Annotated in this window: 22 protein-coding genes; 8 read left to right on the forward strand and 14 right to left on the reverse strand. The window is 50.8% G+C overall.

The genetic code is table 11. The features are described from left to right. The first annotated feature begins 174 nt into the window (after positions 1-174). The 6 genes from pcsA to ACTJI9_RS15225 all read left to right on the forward strand — a co-directional run bounded on the left by pcsA (position 175) and on the right by ACTJI9_RS15225 (position 6,755). On the forward strand, positions 175-900 hold the full coding sequence (gene pcsA, locus ACTJI9_RS15200) for a phosphatidylcholine synthase (RefSeq protein WP_115053109.1): 726 nt from the start codon (positions 175-177) through the stop codon (positions 898-900). Beyond that, a complete protein-coding gene (locus tag ACTJI9_RS15205; RefSeq protein WP_440809062.1) occupies positions 900-1,877 on the forward strand; it encodes a quinone oxidoreductase family protein in 978 nt (325 codons plus the stop codon). Before pcsA ends, ACTJI9_RS15205 begins: the two co-directional genes overlap by 1 nt. Positions 1,878-1,992: 115 nt before the next feature. After that, positions 1,993-3,579 carry an ABC transporter ATP-binding protein gene (locus tag ACTJI9_RS15210; RefSeq protein ID WP_440809065.1) on the forward strand — a complete coding sequence of 529 codons (1,587 nt, stop codon included), beginning with the start codon at positions 1,993-1,995 and terminating at the stop codon, positions 3,577-3,579. Next, positions 3,579-4,670 carry an ABC transporter permease gene (locus ACTJI9_RS15215; RefSeq protein ID WP_440809068.1) on the forward strand — a complete coding sequence of 364 codons (1,092 nt, stop codon included), beginning with the start codon at positions 3,579-3,581 and terminating at the stop codon, positions 4,668-4,670. The genes ACTJI9_RS15210 and ACTJI9_RS15215 overlap by 1 nt, the downstream gene beginning before the upstream one ends. A gap of 1 nt (position 4,671) precedes the next feature. After that, positions 4,672-5,592, forward strand: coding sequence for an ABC transporter permease (locus ACTJI9_RS15220; protein ID WP_115053105.1), 921 nt, complete (start codon positions 4,672-4,674; stop codon positions 5,590-5,592). Between the two features lie 80 nt (positions 5,593-5,672). Next, positions 5,673-6,755 (forward strand): BMP family ABC transporter substrate-binding protein, encoded by a 1,083-nt coding sequence (locus ACTJI9_RS15225; protein ID WP_115053104.1) that lies wholly within the window; start codon positions 5,673-5,675, stop codon positions 6,753-6,755. A 108-nt stretch (positions 6,756-6,863) separates the two neighbouring features. Here the strand turns inward: ACTJI9_RS15225 and bfr are convergent, their stop codons facing one another. From bfr to ACTJI9_RS15265, 8 genes are all read right to left on the reverse strand, one after another. Further along, the gene (bfr, locus tag ACTJI9_RS15230; protein ID WP_115053103.1) at positions 6,864-7,349 is read right to left on the reverse strand and encodes a bacterioferritin; all 486 of its coding nucleotides are present in this window, start codon (positions 7,347-7,349) and stop codon (positions 6,864-6,866) included. Further along, positions 7,315-7,626: a (2Fe-2S)-binding protein gene (locus ACTJI9_RS15235; protein WP_115053102.1), complete on the reverse strand. Its 312-nt coding sequence runs from the start codon at positions 7,624-7,626 to the stop codon at positions 7,315-7,317. The genes bfr and ACTJI9_RS15235 overlap by 35 nt, the downstream gene beginning before the upstream one ends. Positions 7,627-8,248: 622 nt before the next feature. Next, a complete protein-coding gene (rirA, locus tag ACTJI9_RS15240) occupies positions 8,249-8,710 on the reverse strand; it encodes an iron-responsive transcriptional regulator RirA (RefSeq protein ID WP_115053100.1) in 462 nt (153 codons plus the stop codon). Between the two features lie 143 nt (positions 8,711-8,853). After that, complete coding sequence (locus ACTJI9_RS15245; protein WP_115053099.1) at positions 8,854-9,099, reverse strand: hypothetical protein; 246 nt, start codon at positions 9,097-9,099, stop codon at positions 8,854-8,856. A gap of 266 nt (positions 9,100-9,365) precedes the next feature. After that, on the reverse strand, positions 9,366-9,674 hold the full coding sequence (locus tag ACTJI9_RS15250) for a hypothetical protein (protein ID WP_162802494.1): 309 nt from the start codon (positions 9,672-9,674) through the stop codon (positions 9,366-9,368). A gap of 175 nt (positions 9,675-9,849) precedes the next feature. Beyond that, positions 9,850-10,080, reverse strand: coding sequence for a hypothetical protein (locus ACTJI9_RS15255; protein ID WP_115053097.1), 231 nt, complete (start codon positions 10,078-10,080; stop codon positions 9,850-9,852). A 108-nt stretch (positions 10,081-10,188) separates the two neighbouring features. Beyond that, on the reverse strand, positions 10,189-10,554 hold the full coding sequence (locus tag ACTJI9_RS15260) for a putative quinol monooxygenase (RefSeq protein WP_115053096.1): 366 nt from the start codon (positions 10,552-10,554) through the stop codon (positions 10,189-10,191). A gap of 92 nt (positions 10,555-10,646) precedes the next feature. Beyond that, positions 10,647-10,826 carry a hypothetical protein gene (locus tag ACTJI9_RS15265; RefSeq protein WP_115053095.1) on the reverse strand — a complete coding sequence of 60 codons (180 nt, stop codon included), beginning with the start codon at positions 10,824-10,826 and terminating at the stop codon, positions 10,647-10,649. 179 nt (positions 10,827-11,005) lie between these two features. Here ACTJI9_RS15265 and ACTJI9_RS15270 point away from each other — a divergent pair, with 179 nt between their 5' ends. Then, positions 11,006-11,452, forward strand: a complete 447-nt coding sequence (locus tag ACTJI9_RS15270) for a host attachment family protein (RefSeq protein ID WP_336440116.1) — start codon at positions 11,006-11,008, stop codon at positions 11,450-11,452. A 217-nt stretch (positions 11,453-11,669) separates the two neighbouring features. Here the strand turns inward: ACTJI9_RS15270 and ACTJI9_RS15275 are convergent, their stop codons facing one another. The 3 genes from ACTJI9_RS15275 to ACTJI9_RS15285 all read right to left on the reverse strand — a co-directional run bounded on the left by ACTJI9_RS15275 (position 11,670) and on the right by ACTJI9_RS15285 (position 12,639). Next, positions 11,670-11,828 (reverse strand): DUF5320 domain-containing protein, encoded by a 159-nt coding sequence (locus ACTJI9_RS15275; RefSeq protein WP_162802493.1) that lies wholly within the window; start codon positions 11,826-11,828, stop codon positions 11,670-11,672. 211 nt (positions 11,829-12,039) lie between these two features. Continuing rightward, positions 12,040-12,189: a hypothetical protein gene (locus tag ACTJI9_RS15280; protein ID WP_162802492.1), complete on the reverse strand. Its 150-nt coding sequence runs from the start codon at positions 12,187-12,189 to the stop codon at positions 12,040-12,042. A 204-nt stretch (positions 12,190-12,393) separates the two neighbouring features. Next, positions 12,394-12,639, reverse strand: a complete 246-nt coding sequence (locus tag ACTJI9_RS15285) for a hypothetical protein (RefSeq protein WP_115053093.1) — start codon at positions 12,637-12,639, stop codon at positions 12,394-12,396. A gap of 245 nt (positions 12,640-12,884) precedes the next feature. Between ACTJI9_RS15285 and ACTJI9_RS15290 the strand changes: the two genes are divergently transcribed. Continuing rightward, positions 12,885-13,208 carry a hypothetical protein gene (locus ACTJI9_RS15290; RefSeq protein ID WP_115053092.1) on the forward strand — a complete coding sequence of 108 codons (324 nt, stop codon included), beginning with the start codon at positions 12,885-12,887 and terminating at the stop codon, positions 13,206-13,208. A 25-nt stretch (positions 13,209-13,233) separates the two neighbouring features. On the opposite strand, the gene ACTJI9_RS15295 is transcribed toward ACTJI9_RS15290, so the two are convergent. From ACTJI9_RS15295 to ACTJI9_RS15305, 3 genes are all read right to left on the reverse strand, one after another. Continuing rightward, positions 13,234-13,359 carry a hypothetical protein gene (locus ACTJI9_RS15295; RefSeq protein WP_307284959.1) on the reverse strand — a complete coding sequence of 42 codons (126 nt, stop codon included), beginning with the start codon at positions 13,357-13,359 and terminating at the stop codon, positions 13,234-13,236. A gap of 121 nt (positions 13,360-13,480) precedes the next feature. Beyond that, positions 13,481-14,188, reverse strand: coding sequence for a glutathione S-transferase N-terminal domain-containing protein (locus ACTJI9_RS15300; protein WP_115053091.1), 708 nt, complete (start codon positions 14,186-14,188; stop codon positions 13,481-13,483). Between the two features lie 116 nt (positions 14,189-14,304). Next, positions 14,305-15,831 carry an ABC-F family ATP-binding cassette domain-containing protein gene (locus ACTJI9_RS15305; RefSeq protein ID WP_440809082.1) on the reverse strand — a complete coding sequence of 509 codons (1,527 nt, stop codon included), beginning with the start codon at positions 15,829-15,831 and terminating at the stop codon, positions 14,305-14,307. Positions 15,832-16,010: the final 179 nt, after the last annotated feature.

Below are 16,010 nucleotides of genomic sequence, written 5' to 3' on the forward strand. Positions count from 1 at the left end.
CTCCATTTCATAGCTTTCAACAGCTTATATAAGCTTCTTTGCTTGCACTTTGGGCCGTTTTCAAGAAAAGCTTCTCACAAATTGCTCATCTCCTCATAAGATATGATGGTGAGCAGAAAATTATCATGCAGCAGATTGGCGCGGACTGTGAAAAAACCGACTTTACCCAAAGGCATGAAGCCAAAGAAGGTCACCGCACCGCAGGCAAAGGCATTTTCCGTCCATCTTCTTACAGCTTCCGGCTCTTTCCTGGCTTTTTTATCCGTAGTCGCCGCCAGCGAAGAAAGCTGGACTGCAATGTTCTGGTGGCTGGGGCTGGCCCTTTTTGTCGACGGGATTGATGGGCCGATTGCCCGTAAGCTGGACGTGAAATATGTCCTTCCCAACTGGTCTGGCGAATTGCTGGACAATATTATCGATTATATGACCTATGTGCTCATACCCGCCTTCGCGCTCTATCAGCGTGGTTTCATGGGCGAGGGGCTGTCATTTCTTGCCGCTGCGATTATCGTCGTTTCAAGTGCAATTTACTATGCCGATACGGGCATGAAAACCAAAGAGAACTTCTTCAAGGGGTTTCCTGTTGTTTGGAATATGGTGGTTTTCACCTTGTTCATAGTTCGGCCCGGCGAATGGGTCGCATTCGCCATCGTACTGGCTGCCGCAATCGTTTCCTTCCTGCCGATTTATTTTCTTCATCCAGTGCGCGTTCAGCGGCTACGCCCGCTTAATCTGGCGATATTTTTCATCTGGTGCGCACTTGGTGCTCTATCCCTGTATCAGCAGCTGGATTCGCCGCTATGGGTGCGCGTCGGCATTTCGGCGACCGGTATTTATCTCTTCTGCATCGGCGCGGTGATGCAGCTATTTCCCAATCTGGGACGGACGGAGAAGGCATAATGGTTAAAGCTATTCGAGTTCATCACACAGGCGGTCCTGAGGTTCTGACCTATGAAGATATATCGATTGCCGCTCCCGGGCCCGGCGAAGTTCATATCCGCAATGAAGCGATAGGCTTGAATTTCCTCGATGTTTATTTTCGCACTGGACTCTATCCCGCGCCTAAGGGCTTGCCCTTTGTCCCGGGCAATGAGGGTGCCGGTGTCGTTTTGTCTGTTGCAGCTGACGTGCAAGATTTTAAACCTGGTGACCGCGTGGCCTATGCCGATCCAATGGGCTCCTATGCCGAAGAACGGCTGATCCCGGCGGTACGGCTCGTCAAACTGCCCGACGCTATAGCGTTTGAGCAGGCCGCTTCCATGATGCTTAAGGGAATGACCGCGCAATATCTTTTGCGGCAGACTTTTCCGGTAAAACAAGGCCACACTATTCTGTTTCACGCTGCCGCCGGAGGCGTGGGATTAATCGCAGGGCAGTGGGCAAAACACCTCGGAGCGACAGTGATCGGGACTGCCGGCTCTGATGAAAAGGTCAAGCTGGCGCTGGAACATGGTTACGACCATGTCATCAATTACCGAAGCGAAAACTTTGTTGAGCGGGTTCGAGAATTAACCGGCGGCAAGGGTGTCGATGTCGTTTATGATTCTGTCGGCAAGGATACATTTGAAGGCTCGCTGGATTGCCTGAGGCCCCTGGGCATGCTGGTTTGTTTTGGGCAATCTTCAGGACCGGTTCCGCCATTCGACCTTGGCGTGCTGGCACGGAAAGGTTCTCTCTTCCTGTCTCGCCCAACACTGGTAACTTATGTAGCTGCGCGCGAAGCGCTCGTGAAAGCATCAAGCGAACTGTTTGACCTTGTTGCGAAAGGCATTATTCGCATAGAAGTGGGGCAGAGCTTTCCGTTAAAAGACGCTGCTGAAGCACATCAGCAACTCGAATCGCGCAAAACAACAGGCACGACGGTGCTTATTCCTTAATCCTTTTTTGTTGATGCACGAATAATGTGCGCAAATAGCCGCAACTTACAGTTTGCACTTCCCAAGCGGAATATGCCTGACGTAGGATCAATCCCGGTCTTGGCCGCGGGGAACGATGACAACAACAACAACAACAAAAGACGGCTCTAAAAATCCGCTACTGGAAGCAAACAAGCTCACCAAAATTTTTGGAACGTTGAAAGCGTGTGACGGGATCGATTTATCAATCGGCGCCGGTGAGATTCATGCGTTGCTTGGGGAAAATGGTGCGGGCAAATCCACGCTCGTTAAAATGCTGTTCGGTGCATTGCAGCCAACATCCGGCGAAATCTTCTGGAAGGGGCAGCCGGTCACGGTCGCAAGCCCTGCTGTGGGAAGATCGTTCGGTATCGGCATGGTTTTCCAGCATTTTTCGCTTTTCGACGCGCTGACTACAGCGGAAAATATTGCCCTGTCGCTCGACGAGAAAGCGCCGCTCGATAGCATTGCCGAGCGCGCCAGACAGATTGGTCAAACCTATGGATTGCCGGTTGATCCGGAAGCGCTGGTGGGTGATCTTTCCGTTGGGGAGCGTCAACGGATCGAGATTATTCGCTGCCTCCTGCAAAACCCTGACCTGATCATTCTTGATGAGCCTACTTCAGTGCTCACGCCACAGGAGGCTGATCTGCTATTCCTCACGCTGGAGCGGCTGCGTTCTGAAGGAAAGTCGATCCTTTACATCAGCCACAGGCTCGAAGAGGTGCGGCGGCTCTGCGACCGGGCAACGGTATTGCGGCACGGTAAAGTAGTCGGTCATTGCGACCCGCGTGGCGAAACAGCCTCTTCACTGGCACGAATGATGGTTGGAAGCGACATTCATATCATTGAACGACCGGCAGTAGAAAAATCGGATAACAAGCCGCTGCCGCTATTGCAGATAAACAGCCTCTCACAAAGACCACGCGGACCTTTTTCCATCGCGTTGCACGACATCAACCTTGTAGTGAATGCGGGCGAAGTTCTTGGTATTGCTGGCGTTGCCGGCAATGGGCAGGGTGAATTATTCGACGCAATTTCCGGCGAGATACGACAGGAACAATCTGGCAAAGTGACAATTCGCGGGATTGATGCCAGTCAGATCGGTATTTCCGCGCGTCGCAAGCTTGGCGCAGCATTCGTACCGGAAGAGCGCCTCGGGCATGGAGCCGTGCCGGACATGGCATTGACGCAAAATTTGCTGTTGTCGCGCCATTCTACCGATAAGAAAGTATTCGTTTCCGGCGGTTTGTTCAAACTTATTGCCCAATCAAGCCTTGCAATGGCAGCCAAACGTATAGTGTCTCGCATGGATGTACGCAAAAGCGCCGATAATCCCGATGCTTCGGCACTTTCAGGCGGAAATTTGCAGAAATTCCTCATCGGTAGGGAGCTTGACCGCAATCCGTCAGTGCTGGTCGTCAATCAGCCAACATGGGGTGTCGATGCGGGTGCTGCTGCGCTCATTCGGCAAGCTTTGGTCAATCTTGCCCGTAACGGCGCCGCTGTCGTGGTCATAAGCCAGGATCTTGATGAATTGTTTGAAATTTCCGACATGATGGCAGCCATGGTCCATGGAAGATTGTCCCAGCCCATACCAATCGAAGCCATGACAATGGAGCGCGCAGGGCTGATGATGGGCGGCGCGGATATATCGGCTACTTCACATGCAGGAGCGGCTTGATGCGGATAGAACTTGTCAGGCGCCCGCAGCATTCGGCTTTGTTCAGCGCATTATCTCCTTTCATCGCGCTATTCCTGACTCTGATAGCAGGCGCGATCCTGTTTTCCATTCTTGGCAAAAACCCGTTTGCTGCTCTTTATTCCTATTTCATTGAGCCATTGACCGAAGTCTGGTCCATTCACGAGCTACTGATAAAAGCAGCGCCGCTGATCCTCATTGCGGTTGGCCTATCGGTTTGTTTTCTTTCGAATAATTGGAACATTGGTGCGGAAGGGCAGTTTATCGCCGGTGGCATTGCTGGTTCGTTTCTTCCAATTGTTTTTCCTGACTTTCAAGGCTGGTACGTCTTGCCACTGATGCTTCTGCTGGGCATGGCCGGTGGCGCGGCCTATGCAACAATTCCGGCTTTCCTGAAAGTGCGGTTCAACACCAACGAAATCCTGACAAGTCTGATGCTGGTTTATGTAGCGCAGCTGTTTTTGGATTGGCTGGTGCGCGGTCCATGGCGCAATCCGCAAGGATATAATTTTCCCGAAACAATACAGTTCAACGCAAGTGCGGTTCTTCCGGAAATCTGGACAGAATCGGGCAGGGCCCATTGGGGTTTTATACTGGCGTTGATTGCTGCCCTTGCCGTGTGGTTCACGCTCTCGCGCACGCTAAGCGGCTTTGAAATAAAGGTATTCGGGCGTAGCGCTCGGGCAGGGCGTTTTGCTGGATTCAGCGCAGGGCGACTGACCTTTTTTGCGTTCCTGATTTCAGGTGCCCTGGCGGGACTTGCAGGAATAGCTGAAGTATCCGGCGCCGTCGGGCAACTTCGCACCAGTATTTCGCCGGGCTACGGCTTTACGGCGATCATCGTGGCATTTCTCGGCCGGCTCAACCCGCTGGGGATAGTTGCTGCAGGTTTAGTGCTCGCGCTAACTTATCTTGGTGGCGAAGCAGCCCAGATTTCATTGGGTATTTCGGAAAAATCAGCCCGAATCTTCCAAGGGATAATGCTGTTTTTTATCCTCGCCAGTGACACCTTGATTTATTATCGCATCCGGATTGTGTCCCATTTGGGCGATGCAGCGGCGAAAGGCGCGTGAAATGACGATGTTCGAGGCCATTCTTCTGACGATTGCAACGGCTGCCACACCGCTGCTGATCGCTGCCTTGGGCGAGCTCGTCGTTGAACGTTCGGGCGTTCTCAATCTCGGCGTTGAGGGCATGATGATCATGGGGGCGGTTTCTGGCTTTGCTGCCGCGCAAATGACCGGCTCTGCTTGGCTTGGCCTTCTGGCTGCCGTGCTTGCCGGCGCTGCCTTTTCACTGCTTTTCGGTTTTCTGACATTGACCCTGGCGACCAATCAAGTTGCTACCGGTCTGGCACTCACCTTGCTTGGCCTCGGAGCTTCCGCAATGATCGGTGAAAGCTTTGTGGGATTGCCCGGAATACGCATGCAGTCTCTTTATATTCAAGGGCTTACAGACTTACCCTATATCGGAAAGTTCTTCTTTGGACAGGACCCTATCTTCTACATTTCCATTCTTCTGACCATCGGCGTCGCGTGGTTCCTGTTCAAAACTCGCGCCGGATTGACGCTTCGCTCTGTCGGCGACAACCACACTTCAGCCCATGCTTTGGGGGTTCCGGTAATCCGGATTCGCTACCTCGCCGTGCTGTTTGGGGGCGCCTGCGCCGGTCTTGCCGGTGCACAGCTATCGCTGGTTTACGTGCCGCAATGGGTTGAAAATATGAGTTCCGGGCGCGGTTGGATTGCATTGGCGCTGGTGGTTTTTGCTTCGTGGCGGCCCTGGCGCATCATGGCAGGTGCTTATCTGTTTGGAGCAGTTACCATTGGGCAGTTGCATGCTCAGGCTTTAGGTATCGGTGTCCCGTCGCAGCTCATGTCAGCATTGCCCTATCTTGCAACGATCATCGTTCTTGTCTTGATTTCTCGAAACAAGCGTCTGACGCTGATGAATACGCCAACATCGCTTGGCAAAGCTTTTGTACCTGATCGCTAGTGGAGTGAATTAACATTCACATCCCTCGCGCGGGAACAGGACCAAAACAACGCATTGCTTTAACAGAGAGGTGAACTTTAATGAAAAAACTGATTATGGGGCTGACAATAGCTGCGACCCTTGGGGTTACCAGCTTTGCTGTGACAGGCGCTGCCTTCGCAGCGGAAAAGCTGAAGGTTGGCTTTATCTATATCGGACCGCCCGGTGATTTTGGCTGGACATACCAGCACGATCAAGGCCGCAAGGAGATGGAGAAGGCGCTCGGCGATCAGGTTGAGACGACATTTCTTGAAAGCGTTCCAGAGGGCGCAGATGCAGAGCGTTCAATTGAACGCCTTGCCCGTGCTGGTAACAAGCTGATTTTCACAACATCTTTTGGTTATATGGATCCGACTATCAAAGTCGCGCAGAAGTTCCCGGACGTGAAGTTTGAACATGCTACGGGATATAAAACTGCTGAAAATGTTTCGGTCTATAATTCGCGTTTTTACGAAGGCCGCTACGTACAGGGCGTCATAGCTGCGAAAATGTCGAAGGCAGGCATTGCCGGTTATATTGGCTCATTCCCGATCCCGGAAGTCGTGCAGGGCATTAACGCATTCATGCTTGGCGCGCAGTCGGTCAATCCAGATTTCAAGGTCAAAGTAATCTGGGCGAACTCCTGGTTTGATCCTGGCAAGGAAGCCGACGCAGCTAAGGCGCTCGTCGATCAGGGCGTTGATATCATCACCCAGCACACGGATTCGACAGCACCAATGCAGGTGGCATCTGAGCGCAAAATCAAAGCCTTCGGTCAGGCCTCCGATATGATCAAATTCGGTCCTGAAACTCAATTGACATCAATCGTCGATAATTGGGGCCCATACTACATTGAACGTGCCAAGGCTGTTATCGACGGCAGTTGGAAGTCGCACAATGTTTTCGAAGGCATGAAGGAAGGGCTGGTCGTCATGGCGCCCTACACAAATATGCCAGAGGATGTGAAGAAGCTCGCCGAAGAAACACAGGCGAAGATCACTTCCGGCGAACTGAAGCCGTTTACCGGCCCGCTGAAAAAGCAGGATGGTTCCGAATGGCTGAAGGCCGGTGAGACTGCCGACGACAAGACCATTTTGAGCATGAATTTCTACGTCGCAGGCGTGGACGACAAGCTGCCCAATTGAGCTTGAACCAACCAATAATAAAAAGGGCGCTTTTGGCGCCCTTTTTTGTTTTTACAACTCCGGGTGAAAAGCCCTTAGGCATTTTTCCCGGAACTCGTAAAAACGATATCAGCCGGCTTCGTCAGCCGAAGCGGCATTGAGCATGCCATAGCGCTCGATACCAATCGAGTTCAGCAAATCAAGCTGGGTCTCCAGGAAGTCGACATGACCTTCCTCGTCTTTAAGAAGTTCGTCAAAGAGTTCTTTGCTGACGTAGTCGCCCAATTCAGAGCAAATCTCACGGGACTTCTTGTAGGATGCCACAGCATCCATCTCGCCTTGTAGATCCGCCTCCAGAACTTCTTTGATGTTCTGGCCGATACGCAATGCGCCAATGGATTGCAGGTTTGGGTGGCCTTCAAGAAAAATAATGCGTTCGATAATACGATCCGCATGCTGCATCTCTTCAATGGATTCAGCGCGTTCTTTCTTGGCCAGCTTTTTGAAGCCCCAGTCGTCGAGCAGACGGTAATGCAACCAATACTGATTGACGGCTCCCAGTTCGAGGAAAAGTGCCTCGTTAAGCCGCTCGATGACCCTTGGATCGCCCTTCATGTCGTGAACTCCCGTATTCGTGTCGTAATGACCGCACACGGTCTATGAACGACACAGCATTGGAGTCGTTCGGACCATGGCGGAGGTGATAATCTTCCGTCACCTTTATGATGGTTTCAACGACGTTTGGGAAGCAACCGCAGCAGCGACCGCGCTTCTTCAGGGCATGGTAAATTTTTGCAGGGACAAGAAGCTGCCAAGGATCAGCATCGAGAAACTCAATGATAGTATTCTCGATCTCTTTCTGGGTAATGATATTGCAATGGCAAACTAGCATCGTGGTTCAATGCCGTTTTGCAAAGTAGACAAACTATTGGAAATGCTGAATCTTTTCTCAACAATACGAAAAATAAGCCGAGAATTGATCTCAAGCCAGTTTTTTGTACCTGTAAAGACGTTCCCGCAAGCGGGTAATACTTCCGAACCAGACAATGGTTCCTCCAATCGCAAGGGTTCAAGGCCCAAACATTAAAGGTTGTGCGTTTGTGCAACGCTGGCTCTATAAAACGGATTTTTGGGCAATGTGTCAAACGGGGAGGCCAGATTGCGCCATGATTTCAATAACTTAGAATAGTTCTAAACTAGGAAAATAACATAACCATTTCAATCATATTTGACCAAAATGGGCTGTAAAAGGTTGTAAAATTTAACGCGAGATGGCGTGTGTCATAACGTCTCAACCGGTGAAAATTGGCGTCATTTCCAGCTGCGAATGCCGAAGCATGCAACCCGGCACAATCATTTTACCACTTCTGATGGAAATTCTTCAGCAAAAACAATCAATTTTTGAGCAAAAACACTTCGATCTTCCCCGAATCGCTGGAAGCATCTGGCGAGTCGCCACAAAAATGGCGCCGCTATTGTCAAAATGCCGGGCAGGGCGCCCGGCTAATGCCAACTCAACTTGCAGTGGCTAGGCGCGGCGCAAGCGCATCTATTCCGAGCAAAGCGCGAACATCACGCTTGTCCACGATGTCGTCGATTGAATATTGGGCCAGCACTTCGAAGAACGCGTTGAGCGCCTTGCGCAGTGCCGAGTTCAAACCGCAGCTGTCGATCAGCGGGCAATCGGCGCCATCAGCTTCAAAGCATTCGGCCATTGCAAAATTCTCTTCAGTCACGCGAACAACATCAAACAGCGTAATGTCGGTCGCAGGCTTGCCAAGCTTCACCCCGCCATTGCGGCCGCGCACTGTTTCAATGAAACCATTTTCTACGAGCGGCTGGAGGATCTTGAAAAGAAAAAGCTCCGAGACTGTATAGGCCTGCGCAATCTCGCCAATACGGCTAAGCTTGCCATCATTGGCAGCGCAATACATGAGAATACGGATGGCATAATTTGTTTGACGTGTCAGTCGCATGGGAATGTCTTTCTCAACCTGAAGTTTCAGGTACGTTCACTCTCTACGCATTCTACTTTAGAACTATTCTCAATAAAGTAAATAAAAAAATATGACGACAATATTCATATTATCGCCATTGCACGATTATGATGTTGAATACGTCAGACAACGAGTACTGCTATAGAACCAGCGATCAGACCAATTGCAACGAGGAGCGAAAGACCGTAGAGCCGCGGCTTGTCAAAAAGCACGGCGAACCCCGCGGCCCACACGACTACGGCAGCACTCAGAGCCAGAATAAAGCCAGCCTTATGCATCATGGCTATGTGAACAGCCATAAGGCCGCCAATGATCAGTGCACCGAACACGACCATCAGAGCCAGTGCATAATTCTCGAACTTGTCCATCGCGGATATAACTCACTCTCGAACTGGCTATTTTGAAAACATAGCCTTCCAAACACAACCTCGGTACGAAGCCGATGAATTTCGCAATACATAAACTGTTCAGCCTTGCGAAAGCAATATTGGCGATGCAAGCCGGTAAAATAGTGGCAGGTTCAGTATCAACATAAAAAAGGCCGGGCAGAGCCCCGGCCTCGTAACGTATAAACCAATGTTGTTACTCACGATGCGGGCGAAAAAAACCCAGCTTCGCGTTCCCGGAATTTGCTTTAACGGCGATATGCGCTAAGGCCAATCAGCAGCCCGACTGCGGCCACGACGGACACAATAGCAACAGCTGTCAAAGGGTTTTCCTTGGCTTTTTCCGCCACATATTGCGCTTCATCACCAACAAACCGCACTGCCTTGCGCCCACCTTGCTTCACACTATCATATGTAGAACTGGCTTGATCATATAGATCATATCCCTGGTCAGACAAAGATTTGCTGATTGTGGAAAGCTCTTTGCGCAAGGAGGCGATCTGCGTTTCCAGATCATCTTCAATTGCGTCGCGAACTTTCGATGTATTCGTTGCCATTCCAAACATTCCTTTGTGATTTCCCGATCGCCGAATGCCTTTCTGCGGCAAATGGTGATCGTTCATTTATTCAAACAGCAAATTAGTCGAAAACCGAAATTCGGCATTTCGCTCCGCTGTTCTATCGTTTGGAAAACGTCGAAGGATATGTTTGGTTCCGCACAAAGCTGGAGAGCTATTTCCAGCAGCCATTATTCTGACCATTCAAATTGTGTGAATCGATGTCGATACCCGCAGAAAAATCATTCTTCGCTAGATAAACCGCTGTTTCAGCTTTAATTCTTATCTTGTTCCAGCCTGCGCAGTTCGAAGTTCTTGGCGGGTTCTTATCGGCCCAACGCATTGCTCCGCATCCCGTCAGCGCCAATACACATGGCAAGATAACAACCGTGGCAAGTATTTTCATCGTCCCAGACTCTCAATATGGCCGCCCGCAAACATGCCAAGGCTTGAAATAAGCATGACACATAACGTGCAACTTGCACCATGATACTTTCGTTGCAGATGATCGAAATCAATCATCATTGCTGGCATTGAGTTCTTGCGGCCGCAAACCTTCGGCTGCGACTTTTCCATCTACAGCTTGCGCATAAATAAGCCTGCTCGACTTCAACAAAGGCTTGTTCGCCTCGCGCACTTTGGGCATCCGAGGATTGGATTCGTGGGCGGTCACAGCCGCTTCATTTGCATAAAGCTCATTGACCATTACCTTGTTGGGTATGGGCGTTCCGTCACGTTGGACCGGCTTGATAACCTCAAAACGCAGACAACCGGGCTCTTCTTCAAGCGTCTTTCTGGCATGTTCGCGAATGCGCGTCAGGAACTCCTCTTCCTTGCCCTCGTTCGTTTCAAACTCAACGATAATGGTCCATGCCGTCATTTTTCTCTCCCCGGAATTTTTAGCCGCAACAGAGTCGCGGTTCTAACTCTTTGTTTTCTAACAGGTGAGGTGGCTTAAATCCAGACAAGGGCTTATTGTCGGCGGAGGAAAATCAACAAAAGCGCACCCATGATCATCGTGCATAGGCCAATGACCAACCAACGCGTCTGCCCGACCATGAAGCTGCCGCCAATCAGACTCAGTCCTTGCAACGTCCATATGCAACCAGCGATGATCAGCAAGGCTGCAACAACGCGTAAAACCATTTTCATTCGGTCCTCCACTACGCTCTCGGCGCAATCAATCTGTCTAAAAAATCTGGAACATCTCAAGATTCGAGACGTTAGTTTTTATCCGCTTATTTCAAAGCGGCGCCCACAGCCAACCTCACATGGAAGGAAACTCCTAATGAAATTTATCCAAGACCGAAACAGGAAAGGTGGAGCGTAAAATGGTGGACGTCATGCTGAACCGTCACACGTGGGTTATAGTGGCAGACGGTGAGAAGGCTTTATTTCTCCGCAACGAGCGCGAGGTAAACAATGTCGAATTACATACAATCCATGAAATGAACCAGTCTAATCCGGCAACGCGCGAGCAGGGGACAGATAAACCGGGCCGCTTTTCCGATGGACCAAGCGCACATAGGAGCGCCACTGAAGAGACAGACTGGCATGCAATTTCAAAAAAACGGTTTGCAAAGGAAGTCGCCGACGAACTTTACGGTTTCGCTCACAAAGGAGACTTCGAGCGGCTTATAATTATCGCACCGCCCGTCGTGCTCGGCCAGATGCGTCAGGAATTTCATAAGGAAGTTTCAGACAAAATCGTAAGCGAAATTCCAAAAACGCTGACCAACCATTCGATCAACGATATTCAGTCAATTCTCGCGGCGTAATGAATTCATCGCAAATATAAAGCAGTCAAACAAAACCCCTGGCCAATCGGTCAAGGGTTTTGCAAGTTGAGGCTTGATTCGGCTCTAACAAACTGGACTCTGGATAAATATATCGCGCATCGTTTCAGTGCGGCTCAGGCTCAAGACACCGCTACACTCAACTTACATATAGTCTAGCACAATCGTCAGTAGATTCAACAATCAGCTTGAGCACGTATTATTTCAATTGCGCCTTTAGCCGTTCATTTTCTTCTTCTAACGCTTTAATTCTTTCTTCCAAAGCATTGATGGCCTTAAATACTGCCACGCCCATACTTTTGAAGTCTCCACTGTGAATTGCAGCTTCAATTGCCTGTCTGGCATTTTCGAGCGACATCTTTCTCCTCCAAGGTCCCGTATAAACTGGCCCGTTAAAACCGCGCCTGCCAGAGCGCTCCAGCCCAAAAAGAAATGCCCAACCCTCAGGGGCATGAGGATTGGGCTATTGGCTTGTGGGGTCTAGCCAAAACTGGTTTGGGGGAACCAGTACATGCAGAATGCATGTGCCGAAAATTGGTTCCGGCCTTGGTAAAAGATATTTGGTTAATTTACACCGATGGCAAAAGATTGAAGAGTATCGCCAGATGGAACACCACAGCACCGGCGAAAATGAGAATAACGCCGAGACGATCCGTGCGAATAAGTTGCTGCCTTTTCAAAGGTGACGTTTCGCAGGAGGTAACATCAATCAGTGCCATGCCGAGATCTCACATTGAGTTGGAGGCAATATGCAACAGTTGATACACGATTGAAACGATAGAGATTACCCCGCACCCTGTATTATCGAACAAATTTTTTACTAAACGACCAAACAGCGAAAAAATTCACTGGAGAATTGCAGTTTGAGGGCGGTTAGCAGAAGGATTCGGGCGATCTGCTGTCCGCCCCACCGCCCTGGCGTCTCAAGTGACAATATTGGTCACTGAACCGGCAATCATTACAAATGAAACAAACAAGATCAGCCCGTAAAGCCGCGGCCGGTCGAAAATAACTGCGAAACCGAGAAAAAAGGCACTGCAGGCTGCAGCAAGCGCGAAGATAAATGCCGGCTTGTCGCCGGTGGAAATGGCGAAAGCCATCAGGCCAGCAATGATGAGCGCCCCGAAGACAATAAATATCCACGTTGCGAAAGTTTCATAGCGGTCCATATTTCACTCCTGCAGTCCATGCGTATCAATCGGCGGCGATTACAACTGAATAAGTCTACACAGTCAAATCAGTTTGCGCTCTTGCCCGGCTTCGTCCAGCAACTGCAACTGAATTCCACAATTTGCACAAAAACAGGAATTGCCTACCCCATTTGTCATGGAATTTAACCGGCCCATCGTTCTGCTGTCATGAACAATGCCTATAATTAGGGAAAATTGAATCGTGGACAGAAAGCGTAACCAAGATGAACGAACGAGTCGTTCCAAATGAAAATCCGGCGGTGGCCGGCGAAAAGCTTCTGGCATCTGTGCTGTCAGGGCAGGCAATACGCACGACCATCAATACCAAAATGCGTCAGGCGCTTTCCCGCATCGACGCGGCCAAACATCAGGTTTCCATTGCTAAAATTGCGGCCGATCAAAGCCTTTTGCGCGCAAAATCTGCACCACGGCCGCATGAAATCAGCAACCCCGCCTTTGTCGAGTTATTTGAGGCTCATCAGCGCGACAGGGAAGTGCTATTTGCGGCAATGCGCGCTTTAGAAAATGCGCGTGCAGCACTGGATTAGTGCGGGCTGAATTGCGACCGGCAATTCAGCAAATATAGACGACCAAAGCTGCGAAGGCGACACCGATACCGAAGATCGCAAGATACCAACCCTGGGAATTATGAACAGCCCATGCATCTTCATCGTCTTCATCAAAATCATCTACTACCAAGTATCCAATCCTTTCGGGATGGGCCGGGACCGGGATTATAACGACCCCGGCCTCAGATTATTTATGGTGTAGGATAACGCTTCTCAATGCAAACAGTTTCAACACTGCCTGATTGTGAGCTTCATGCTGGACGTTTGGGGATATCCAAACCACGTTGCACAGCGGGGCGAGCCAGGCCACGCTCCAGCCAAGCTGGAACATTCTTGAGCGCGTCGAACTGCACGATTTCGCGAGCTCCATAAAAGCCGATAAGGTTTCGCACCCAACCAAGCATCGAAATGTCTGCGATTGTGTATTCTTCGCCCATAATCCATTCACGCCCTTCGAGGCGCGTTTCAAGAACACCAAGCAGACGTTGCGATTCAGCGCGGTAGCGCTCAAGCGGCCGCTTGTCTTCATACTCACGACCGGCAAACTTGTAGAAAAAACCGACCTGACCGAACATTGGCCCGATGGCTGCCATCTGGAAGAATACCCATTGGATGGTTTCATAGCGCTTGGCAGGATCAGCGGGAAGCAATTTGCCGGTCTTCTCGGCAAGGTAAAGCAGGATCGCGCCTGATTCAAACAAGGCTAGTGGCTCGCCGCCAGGCCCGTTCGGATCAATAATCGCCGGAATCTTGCCATTTGGGTTTAGCGACAGGAACTCCGGCGTCCATGTCTCATTGGCACCGATATTGACCGTGTGGGCTTCATAGGCCAGGCCAAGTTCTTCCAAGGCTATGGAAACCTTCACACCATTGGGCGTGGCAAAGGAATAAAGCTGCAAGCGATCAGGATGTTGTGCCGGCCACTTTTTAGTAATGGGGAAGGACGATAGATCAGTCATTTGATATTCCCTTGAAAAGACCTGTTCTGGTGTGTGCGACTCGTGGAAAAGCTACCACAATCATCCACTAAAATGTTCCGGCGAAATGGGGGCTTTGCCGGAACATTTTTGCGTCATCAGGCGGTCTTGGCAAAGGACGCGAAAAATTCTTCCGGGCTTTCAACCTCAATCAGGCGACGCTTCTCGATAAGCCAGAAGCGATTGCCTATTGCCCGAACGAAACTGCGATCATGCGAAACAACCAGACAGCTTGCCTCATGCGCCATCAATTCGTTTTCCAATGCTTCCTGACCGTCAATATCCAGATGATTTGTCGGCTCATCCAAAAGATAGAAGTTGGGGTTTGACAGGCGCGGAACCAGCATTCCAAGCCGGGCTTTTTGTCCGCCCGAGAGAATGCTGTTTGGCTTGTTTTGGATATCGATTCCCAAGCCAGCACCTGCAAGAAGCGTGCGAACCCGCTGATCGCCAATATCAAACCGGCGGCTGATTGTATTGAACGGCGTTGAGCTGTCAGAGAGGTCTGACAATGCTTGATCGCCATAGCCAAGAACCAGAGAAGGCGTTGCCTTTACCCCAACCTGAGATGTTGCCGGATCAATGATAGACTTGCGGATCATATCGACAAGCCGTGACTTTCCCGCGCCGTTCAAGCCCAGAAGGACGATACGGTCACCCTGACATATCCAGCGTTTTCCTGAGTTGAACAGAAGCATACCGTCGGGCGTTGACACGGCTGCCTCATCCAGCGTTACCAGAACCTTTGCATGAGTGCCGCTATTGGCAAGCTTGATTGCCCCGGAAGAGCGTTCCTGATGCGCCGGTCGGGCGGCATCCTCCAGCCGCTCCGCCCTTTGCTTGAGTTGCTTGGTCTTGACTGTCAACAGATCGCTACCCGAATTGATGGCGATGTTGTTGAGTTTTGCAGCCTGTTGGCGCAGTTGCTGCGCGACCTTCATATCGCGCTGGAAACGCCGCGCTTCCGATGCATCAATCTCGTCCAAAGCCTGGCGGGCAGGGCTATAAGGCAGCGAGAATATCTGCGAGTTCTCAGGTCGAAGAAACAGCGTCCGGTTTGTCGTCGCATCGAGAAATGCGCGGTCATGGCTGCAGATGACAAGCGGCACATCGCGCGGCAGATCATTGATCCAACGCTCCAGCTGGTTGATCTTGGAGAGATCAAGATGATTTGTCGGCTCATCCAGCAACAGAACATCCGGTTCTGTCACCCAAATGCGGGCAAGCATGGCCAGCCTTTGCCAGCCTCCGCTGAGTTTCGATAGCGCACGCTGGCGAAGCTCTTCGGGCACATCGAGCGAGTCCAGTACAATATCAACCCGCCAACTCTCACTGTCGATCTGGTCAGCAGGCAGGGCAAGGCGCACCGCCTCATAAAAAGCCACGCCCATGAGTTTGTGCGGAACGACCTGCTCGACATGCCCAACCCGCAGACCTCGTGTGCGGGTGATATCGCCGGTCGTTGGTTCGAGATCGCCGTTAAGACAGCGTAAAAGGGTGGATTTACCCCGCCCGTTGGCCGCGACAATACCCAGGCGGTCGCCATTTGCGATGGAAAGATTAAGTTTGGAGAAAAGTGGCGCACCAAGGGTGATGCCGAGGTTTCTGACGTTGATCAAAGTCATGTTCATTCTCTGGTCTGCCGAGCAGATACTGCATCTCTGATGCGAATCCATGGCGGGATATTCCCGCGATTACTCGGTGATTATCGATTGGCAGCGCGCCTGAATTTCAGGTTGGGCGCTGCTCTCAACGAAGGGCAGACCAGGATATGAAGTTGAAATAGATTTCCGGTCAGCCCTGC

This window comes from Phyllobacterium sp. 22552 (genome assembly GCF_052044585.1).
GTDB lineage: Bacteria > Pseudomonadota > Alphaproteobacteria > Rhizobiales > Rhizobiaceae > Phyllobacterium > Phyllobacterium ifriqiyense.

What these genes read in the sequence shown, in the direction of transcription:
- ACTJI9_RS15285 (WP_115053093.1), bottom strand. Translation starts at nt 12,639, where the DNA reads ATGGACCGCTATGAAACTTTCGCAACGTGGATATTTATTGTCTTCGGG.
- pcsA (WP_115053109.1), top strand. Translation starts at nt 175, where the DNA reads ATGAAGCCAAAGAAGGTCACCGCACCGCAGGCAAAGGCATTTTCCGTC.
- rirA (WP_115053100.1), bottom strand. Translation starts at nt 8,710, where the DNA reads ATGCGACTGACACGTCAAACAAATTATGCCATCCGTATTCTCATGTAT.
- ACTJI9_RS15270 (WP_336440116.1), top strand. Translation starts at nt 11,006, where the DNA reads ATGGTGGACGTCATGCTGAACCGTCACACGTGGGTTATAGTGGCAGAC.
- ACTJI9_RS15215 (WP_440809068.1), top strand. Translation starts at nt 3,579, where the DNA reads ATGCGGATAGAACTTGTCAGGCGCCCGCAGCATTCGGCTTTGTTCAGC.
- ACTJI9_RS15300 (WP_115053091.1), bottom strand. Translation starts at nt 14,188, where the DNA reads ATGACTGATCTATCGTCCTTCCCCATTACTAAAAAGTGGCCGGCACAA.
- ACTJI9_RS15245 (WP_115053099.1), bottom strand. Translation starts at nt 9,099, where the DNA reads ATGGACAAGTTCGAGAATTATGCACTGGCTCTGATGGTCGTGTTCGGT.
- ACTJI9_RS15290 (WP_115053092.1), top strand. Translation starts at nt 12,885, where the DNA reads ATGAACGAACGAGTCGTTCCAAATGAAAATCCGGCGGTGGCCGGCGAA.
- ACTJI9_RS15225 (WP_115053104.1), top strand. Translation starts at nt 5,673, where the DNA reads ATGAAAAAACTGATTATGGGGCTGACAATAGCTGCGACCCTTGGGGTT.
- ACTJI9_RS15255 (WP_115053097.1), bottom strand. Translation starts at nt 10,080, where the DNA reads ATGAAAATACTTGCCACGGTTGTTATCTTGCCATGTGTATTGGCGCTG.
- ACTJI9_RS15305 (WP_440809082.1), bottom strand. Translation starts at nt 15,831, where the DNA reads ATGACTTTGATCAACGTCAGAAACCTCGGCATCACCCTTGGTGCGCCA.
- ACTJI9_RS15235 (WP_115053102.1), bottom strand. Translation starts at nt 7,626, where the DNA reads ATGCTAGTTTGCCATTGCAATATCATTACCCAGAAAGAGATCGAGAAT.
- ACTJI9_RS15250 (WP_162802494.1), bottom strand. Translation starts at nt 9,674, where the DNA reads ATGGCAACGAATACATCGAAAGTTCGCGACGCAATTGAAGATGATCTG.
- ACTJI9_RS15220 (WP_115053105.1), top strand. Translation starts at nt 4,672, where the DNA reads ATGACGATGTTCGAGGCCATTCTTCTGACGATTGCAACGGCTGCCACA.
- ACTJI9_RS15210 (WP_440809065.1), top strand. Translation starts at nt 1,993, where the DNA reads ATGACAACAACAACAACAACAAAAGACGGCTCTAAAAATCCGCTACTG.
- bfr (WP_115053103.1), bottom strand. Translation starts at nt 7,349, where the DNA reads ATGAAGGGCGATCCAAGGGTCATCGAGCGGCTTAACGAGGCACTTTTC.
- ACTJI9_RS15205 (WP_440809062.1), top strand. Translation starts at nt 900, where the DNA reads ATGGTTAAAGCTATTCGAGTTCATCACACAGGCGGTCCTGAGGTTCTG.
- ACTJI9_RS15265 (WP_115053095.1), bottom strand. Translation starts at nt 10,826, where the DNA reads ATGAAAATGGTTTTACGCGTTGTTGCAGCCTTGCTGATCATCGCTGGT.
- ACTJI9_RS15275 (WP_162802493.1), bottom strand. Translation starts at nt 11,828, where the DNA reads ATGTCGCTCGAAAATGCCAGACAGGCAATTGAAGCTGCAATTCACAGT.
- ACTJI9_RS15280 (WP_162802492.1), bottom strand. Translation starts at nt 12,189, where the DNA reads ATGGCACTGATTGATGTTACCTCCTGCGAAACGTCACCTTTGAAAAGG.
- ACTJI9_RS15260 (WP_115053096.1), bottom strand. Translation starts at nt 10,554, where the DNA reads ATGACGGCATGGACCATTATCGTTGAGTTTGAAACGAACGAGGGCAAG.